General features: G+C 53.6%; 1 protein-coding gene. It reads right to left on the bottom strand.

Annotated features, from left to right (window positions below):
• Positions 1-8,755, bottom strand: an 8,755-nt coding sequence (locus AC59IL_RS38675; protein ID WP_496557619.1) for an amino acid adenylation domain-containing protein, incomplete at both ends; no start/stop codon positions are given.

Raw genomic sequence — 8,755 nt, 5'->3', positions numbered from 1 at the left:
CCCGATGTATACATGATATAGGCCGCATCCTGCGCTTTGATTGCTATTCCCAACTTCTCCCGGCTGTAACCTTCGCTATCCTCTACCAGGCTGTGTTCGTAATCATCCAGCCCACTCAATGAAATCAGCGATGCATCACTGCATACAATATGCGAAACGCCCGCATCCTCCAGAATATACCTCAATCGTAGCTCCGGATAACCCGTGTTCAGCGGTACATAGGCACAACCTGCCTTCAATATGCCCAGCATACCGATGATCATAGCCGAACCACGGTACGATAACAAACCAATATGACTGCCGGCAACAACGCCCTTCGACAGCAGACAGTGCGCCACCTGGTTGGATCGTTCATTCAGTTCTTTATAACTCATTTGCGCCCCTTCATACACCACCGCCACACTATCCGGCGTGCGATCCACCTGCGCTTCAAACAGATCCACTACCGAGCGCTCATGCGCATATGGCCAACTCATTGCATTGAACCCTGACAGCTCCCGCAGATCCCCATCACCCAACAGCGGTAATTCTCCCACCGGCCGCGAAGGTTCTTCCACTACAAGACCCAGCATCCTTATATAATGATCCGTCATCCGACGTATCGTTGATTCTTCATAGAGATCTGTGCAATACTCTACCTCTGCAGAAATCCCATCCCCACTTTCCGTCAGGGAAAATATAATATCGAATTTTGAAGTCGTATGCGCGGGTTCATCCGCTGATACCAGGAGTTCGCCCGATTGACTTTCAGGTAATTTTAGATTTTCTCTATTCTGCAAAGAGAACATTACATTAAACAGCGGATGGATACCAGCATCCCGGATAGAGACCAGGGCTTCCACCACCTTCTCAAAAGGCACATCCTGATGGTCCTGGCCTTCAAGGGTCGTTTTTTTGACCAATGACAATAACTCCCTGAATCCGGCATCTGCACCTATTTTTGTCCGAAGCACCAAAGTATTTGAAAAGAACCCGATCAACCCCTCGACCTGCTGTTGCGTGCGGTTGGCAACCGGCGTACCCACACTGATATCAGATTGACCGCTGTAACGGCTCAACAATAATTTGAAGGCAGTCAGCAACGTCATGAACAAGGTCACCCCCTCCTGCTGCGACAACGATTTTATCCCTTCCGTCAACTCCCCGTCTATGTAAAACCGGTACAATGCGCCCCTGATGCTTTGCACCGCAGGCCGGATATAATCGGTGGGAAGTTGCAAAGTCTCCGCCCCCGACAATTGATCACGCCAGTATTGCAGTTTTCTTTCCAACACTTCTCCCTGCAAATACGATCGTTGCCAGATCGCATAATCCGCATATTGCACAGGCAATACCGGCAGCGAGGCTGCAACGCCCTGCTCCAACGCGCTGTACACCGACATAAATTCCTCTATCAAAATCGTATTCGACCAGCCGTCCGAGGCAATGTGATGCAGCGTTACAACCAGCAAATATTCCTCATATCCCAACTCCAGCAAATGAACCCGCAACGGATAGCCGCCCGACAGATCAAACGGACGGTTCACCAGCGAGGCCGTCAGATCTCTTATCTCACGCTCATCCAGATCCCTGGCGGAACGCTGCTCCAGACGCCAATCCCCCGACGGTAGTATTTTTTGATACGGCCGGCCATCCACTTCTTTTATCGCCGTCCGCAGCACTTCATGACGGTCGATGATCATGCGAAAAGACTTCTCCAGCCGTTCCGCATCTATCTCCCCGTTCAATCGAAGCACCGTCGGTATATGATATTGAACGCTCCCTTCCAGCTGATCGATGAACCACATACGCTCCTGGCTAAACGACAATGGTATATATTCAGGGCGCACCTGTACAAATAATCCGGTCGCTTCATTTTCCTGCTGTGTTAAACCGGCGATATGCAAAGCCAGCAGGGAGATAGCAGGATGATCGAAAATATCTCCAACGGAAAGCTGAATTCCCAGTTCACTACGGATTGCAGACACTAATCTTACGGCCAGCAGCGAGTGCCCACCCAGGGAAAAAAAGTCATCTTCCATTCCTATAGGTGCTATTTCCAGCAATTCCTGCCACATTAACGACAGTTTGCGCTCCAGGTCGTTGCCCGGTGCAATGTATCCTTCAGTGACCACACCACTGCTGTCAACTTCCGGCAATGCCCGGCGATCCACTTTACCACTGTCTGTCAAAGGCAGCTCCTTAAGCAATACGAAAGTGGCAGGCATCATATAGTCAGGCAGTCGTTCTTCCAGATAGTGCACCAAATCATCCCGATCAAACCCACTCCTGAAAACAACATACGCAACCAGCCTGGTCTCTTTCTGGTCTGTACGGGCTACGACTGCTGTCTGGGCAATCATTCCACTTGCCAGCACAGTATGTTCAATTTCCGAAAGCTCAATCCTGTATCCGCGGATCTTCACCTGATCGTCCATTCGACCCAGGAACTCGATATCCCCGGTGTTCAGCCAACGACCACGGTCACCCGTACGGTACACACGGCCCCACTGCACTGTTTCTACAAAGCGTTCCGCTGTCAGTTCCGGCTGGTTCAGATAACCCTGCGTTACGCTTGCCCCGCCGATATATAATTCTCCACCAACGCCGACCGGCAATTGCGAAAGCTCTTCATTCAAAATATGTATCTGAACATTGTGGATCGGTTTGCCGATGGTTACCACTCCATCTTGACGGATCGGATCTTCCGCCAGCGTAGCCGTCACCGAGTTCTCAGTAGGACCATATCCATTTATCAAGTGAATACCCTGATTGGCAATAGCATTGCCTACCTCAGCGTTAAGAGCCTCACCCGCTGAGTACAACATCTTTATATGACCTAAGTAATCTTTAGCAACTGCCTGGTAGGAAGGCGGCAAGGTTGCTATGTTTACCTGTTCTCTTTCTATTATTTCGCCTAACACATATGGATCCAGGATCTGATCCCGACTCACCATCACCAGGCTTCCACCATTGCATAATGTATTGAAAATTTCCTGACAGGAGCCATCGAAGCCAAATGACGCAAATTGCAATACCTTATGACCCGGTTTTATTTTCAATACCCCGATATGACCCAATACCATATTTTTCAATCCCCGGTGCTCAGCCACTACACCTTTGGGACGACCCGTTGAGCCCGACGTGTAGATCACATAACAGGCATCCTCCAACGCCGATACCCCATCCGGGGGGTTCTGCGGCTCACGGCTGATCTCAGCCCATTGTTCATCCAGCAACACACAGTGTAGTGCATCTGACAGCTCAGCCAGCAGCTCCTGCTGACGGCTGCTGCTCACCAGCACTTCCGCTGCCGTGTCTTCAAGCATATACCGCAACCGTTCTACCGGATACGATGGATCGAAGGGTACATACGCACCTCCGGCTTTCAGAATACCCAGTATGCCTACGATCATTTCCAGCGACCGCTCTATGCAGAGCGGCACCAACACCCCGGCTCCCACGCCCTGCCTGCGCAGGTAATGCGCCAGCTGGTTCGAACGCTCATCCAATTCTTTATAACTCATTTCCTCCCCTTCATACACCACCGCCACCGCTTCCGGCGACTGACCGGCCTGTGCTACAAACTGATCTACCACCGTGCCTGCAATGCCATATTCCATTGCCGTTGCATTGAAGCCCGACAGCTCGCCAAGCTCCTCATCGCCCAGCAGCTGCAGTTCTCCCAACGACATTGCCTCTTCCCGGACGATCTGCAGCAGGATCCGCTCAAAATGTTGTTTTATACGTTTTACATATGCTTCATCTATAAGTGAATTATTATAGTTGATCTGAATATTGATTTGCTCACCCTGGGCTACGACGAACGACAACGGATAGTTCTGTTGTTCCTTTACTTCCAGGCCACTCACCTTCAGGCGCCAGTTGCGCGATCCTACCACCTCACTCACCGGATAGTTCTCATAGATCAGCAGGCTGTCGAATAGTTCTCCTGCTGTTCCCGTCCAACCCTGTATCTCATTCAACCCACGGTATTGATGTTCACGCGACGATACCTGGTCCTGCTGCAATCCCTGCAGCCACGCTGCAACCTCCTGCTCGACGGCTATGACTGCCCGCAGCGGCAGTGTATTGATGTACATCCCCACACGACTTTCCACTCCTGACAATCCCTCCGGACGGCCCGACACCGTTACCCCATACACCACATCCTTATTGCCCGTATAACAGTGCAGCAGATACGACCACACGCCCTGCATGAGCGTATTGACCGTCAACCGGTGACGGTGACCATACGACTCCACCTCCTGCCGCACTCCGGCTCCCAGTGTTATATTCAACTCCGCATATGCTCCCTTGCCCTTGTTGCGTTCCGCTCCTGTTCGAACGAACGGCAGCAGGCTCACGTTATCCAATCCCCCCAGATACCTTCGCCAGTACTGCTCCGAGGCAGACTTGTCCAAACCTTCTATATAGCGGATATAATCCTCGTATCGATCCTGATCCCCCGATACCGGATGCTGACCTCGCTGCTGACCATCCTCATACAACCGCAAAAACTCCTCCATCAGCACCGGCAGCGACCAGCCATCCAGCAGAATATGATGGTACGTCCATATCATCCGGTAACCGCTCTCGCTCAACCGCAACAAGCTTATCCGCATCAACGGCGCTTCCCCGAAGGAAAATACCCGCGACCGCTCACCCTCTGAGAACTCCTCTATTTTACGCTGCTGCTCTTCCTGCGACAGGCCACGGCAGTCAACCACCTCCAGCGGAAGCTTCACTTCCCGGTACACCACCTGCACCGGCATCCGGAATCGGTCATGATAAAAGCCTGTGCGTAGTATGCTGTGACGACCCAGCAACTGCGACCACGCCTGGCTGAAACGCTCCTGCTCCAACCCCTCAAGCAAGCAGCTGAACTGTTCGATGTAGGCGCGCGAGCGCCCGTCATACAAGCCATGGAACAACATCCCTTCCTGTAAACCGCTCAACCGGTACAGGCTCTCCACTTCAGCGCCTCCGCTTTCCAGCTCCGTTAAAAAGCCATCCAGCTCTTCAATACTTACATCCCCCGTCAATCCGAAGTCTGACGGCGTACGATGCTGATGGCCGCTGCCATGCTCCAACACACAATGATCGATCAGCTCCTCCAGCGCACGCACATACGAAGATGCAAGCCCGCCGATTGTCTCCTGCCCGTAATGCAGCCCGCTGTACTCCCATACCAGCTGCAGGCTTCCTCCACTTATAAAGCTATTGATACCTATTTTTTCGTTTACCTCATTGTCCTTCCCGATAGTAGAGCCCGATCCCTCCGGCGCTCCCGATAAATACCGGCTGTTTGATACCACATTGTCGAGCTGACCCAGGTAATTGAATACGATATCCCAGGGCTCGGCGCCCGATAAGCCAGCTTCCCCATTGATATATTTTAATACCCCATACCCAAGCCCCTTATCAGGTACCGATCGTAACGACTCCTTGATCGTTTTGATCAACCCGCCCGCTACGCCCCGGCTTTCCAGCAACACAGGGTACATACTCGTGAACCAGCCCACCGTACGGCTTACATCAACCGAAGACGAGATCGATTCCCGGCCATGACCTTCCAGACCGATCACCACCTGTTCCCTGCCCAGCCAGTCGCACAACGAACGGCACAGCGCACTCAGCAACAGATCGTTGATCTCTGTACCATATGCTCGGCCTGCTTCCTTTAATAATTTTTGGGTGTGCGCGTCACTCAACCGCATCGTTAGCGAACGCATCTGCGCTCCCCTTGCCACCCGCGGATCGATATGATCCACCGGCAATGGGTGATGGCAACCCGATATATCCAGCCAATATCTTTTTTGCGATAACAGGGCCGTAGTTTGCCCATATTGCACCAGCGCCTCATACCACTGCCGGTAGGAGCTGCTCTTCGCTCCCAGCGGAAGCGCTCCGGCGCCTGCTTTCCCTTCCAGTAACACCTGCAGGTCCTCCAGCAGGATTCGCCATGATACCCCATCCACCGACAGGTGATGGATCACGATCAGCAGCCGGTTCGAGTCCGCCGCTTCCGGCAACCGCATCCATACCGCCCGCAGCACCACTCCTTCATAGATATTCAGACTTGCCTGTGTACGTTCACACACCGCGCTGATCGCTTCAGATAGCTCATCCACTGCCTGCCCACGCAGGTCCACATCCTCTATATACCGGTCACGCACACCGCCATAGCTCTGGCGCCATGTACCCGACTGCTCTGCATACCAGAAACGCAGCGCATCGTGATGACTCACCATCACCCGGAAGGCTGCTTCCAGTTGCTCAGCACCTATACCCCGGTCCACCTTCAACAACACACTCTGATTAAAATGCGACACCGCCAACGGCGCCTGACCCAGATACCATTGCTGCACCGGCAGCAGCCCAGCCTCCCCTTCCAGCATACCCTGCTCTCCCTGCACACCGGCTCCCGAACGGGCCGATAGCGCACCCGACAAACTGCGGATATCCTGGTAGCGGAACACATCCCGTGGCTCCAGCACATACCCGCAACGGCGTGCCCGGCTCACCACCTGGATCGTTATTATAGAATCTCCTCCCAGTTCGAAAAAATTATCGTGAATGCCTACACGCTCTACACCCAGCAGTTCCTGCCAGATCTGCGCCAGCTGACGCTCCACTTCACTTCGCGGCGCTACATAACCTTCTAATCCACCCTGCTCCGGCGCCGGCAACGATTTACGGTCTACCTTTCCGTTAGTCGTCAAGGGCAACCGGTCCAGTACCACCAGTGCCGACGGAACCATGTACTCCGGCAAACGACTGCGCAGGTAGTCCTGAATCAACGCCCGGTCAAGCTCTACTCCCTTGCCACTCACCACGTACCCTACCAGCCGGCGCTGACCAGCCACATCTTCGCGCACCACCACCACACACTGCTCAACCTGTGGTGCCTGGCGAAGCACCTCTTCCACCTCGCCTAACTCGATCCTGTAACCGCGGATCTTTACCTGATCGTCTATCCGGCCTAAATACTCAATATTCCCATCCTTCAGCCAACGGGCGCGGTCACCCGTACGGTACACACGGCCCCAATCTTCTGTCGCTACAAATCGCTCCGCCGTCAGTTCCGGCTGGTTCAGATAACCCCGCGCTACCTGTACCCCACCGATCAATAACTCACCGCTAACTCCCAGCGGAACCAGACGCATATCCCCATCCCCTATATAGATGCCCGTATTGGCCACCGGACGGCCGATGGGCACTACCGAAGGATCTTTCATATCTAACGCAGACCAGCAGGTCACGTCGATCGACGCCTCTGTCGGTCCATATAAATTGTATAAGCTTACGTGCGGATACTGCCGCCGGAATGCCGACACATGACCGGGTTGCAGCGCCTCTCCGCTGCAAAGCACCCACCGAATACCCGGTAAGCTTTCCCCCTGGCCATCCAGCAGAAAAGCGTCCAGCATCGAGGGCACAAAATGAAGCGTCGTGATCCCTTCCGATTTAATCACAGCGCGCAGATACCCGCTGTCGCCCTGCATGCCAGGACGCGCAAACACCAGCCGCGATCCACTCAGCAGCGGCCATAACAACTCCCACACCGATACATCGAAACTGTAGGTCGTTTTCTGCAACACCGCATCTTGCGGTGTCAGACAAAAATATTGCTGCGTCCAGTTCAGCCGGTTCAACAAACCTGCGTGTTCCACCACCACACCCTTGGGGCGACCCGTTGAGCCCGACGTGTAGATCACATAACAGGCATCCTCAAATGCCGCCACCCCATCCGGGCGGTTCTGCGGCTCACGGCTGATCTCAACCCATTGCTCATCCAGCAATACACAGTGTAGCTCTCCACCAGGCTCACCCAGCAAGGCCAGCAGCTCCCGCTGACGGCTGCTGCTCACCAGCACTGCCGCTGCCGTGTCTTCCAACATATACCGCAGCCGCTCCACCGGATACGATGGATCCAGCGGCACATAGGCGCCTCCGGCTTTCAGAATACCCAGTATGCCTACGATCATTTCCAGCGACCGCTCTATGCAGAGCGGCACCAGCACCCCGGCTCCCACGCCCTGTCTGCGCAGGTAATGCGCCAGCTGGTTCGAACGCTCATCCAGCTCCCGGTAGCTCAAATGCGATCCTTCATACACCACCGCCACCGCATCCGGCGACTGGCCGGCCTGCGCTACCAACTGATCTACCACCGTGCCTGCAATGCCATAATCCACCGCCGTGGCATTGAATGCTTCAAGCCTATTACGTTCCTCTTCTCCTATCAAAACCAACTCATTCACCTGCCGCCCGGGTTCCCGCACGATCGACCGCAGCAATTGAACATAATGATCTGCCATACGACTGATCGTCGAAGACTCATACAGATCCGTGCAATACTCAATCTCCACCGACATTCCATCCGATGTCGAAAGGAATGAGAACATCATATCAAACTGCGAGGTGGTATGTTCCGGCACTTCCATCTGCAGATTAAAATTCTCCGATACGGCAGGATTATTATGTGCTGGATTATTATGCAATGTGAACATTACATTGAACAAAGCATGGCGACTCGTATCGCGTTCTCTTACTACAGCTTCTACCACCTTGCCAAATGGCACATCCTGGTGAGCATAAGCTTCCAGGGTTGTGCGCTTTACAGCCATTAGAATATCCCTGAACCGGGCATCGCTTCGTATTTCGGTGCGAATTACCAGTGTATTTACAAAAAATCCGATGAGTCGCTCCACCTCCTGCTGCATGCGATTGGCAACCGGCGTACCCACACTGATATCAGATTGACCGCTGTAAC

The sequence above is a fragment of the Niastella sp. sgz303648 genome (genome assembly GCF_059587045.1).
This window is presented reverse-complemented; position numbering and strand designations above follow the sequence as displayed.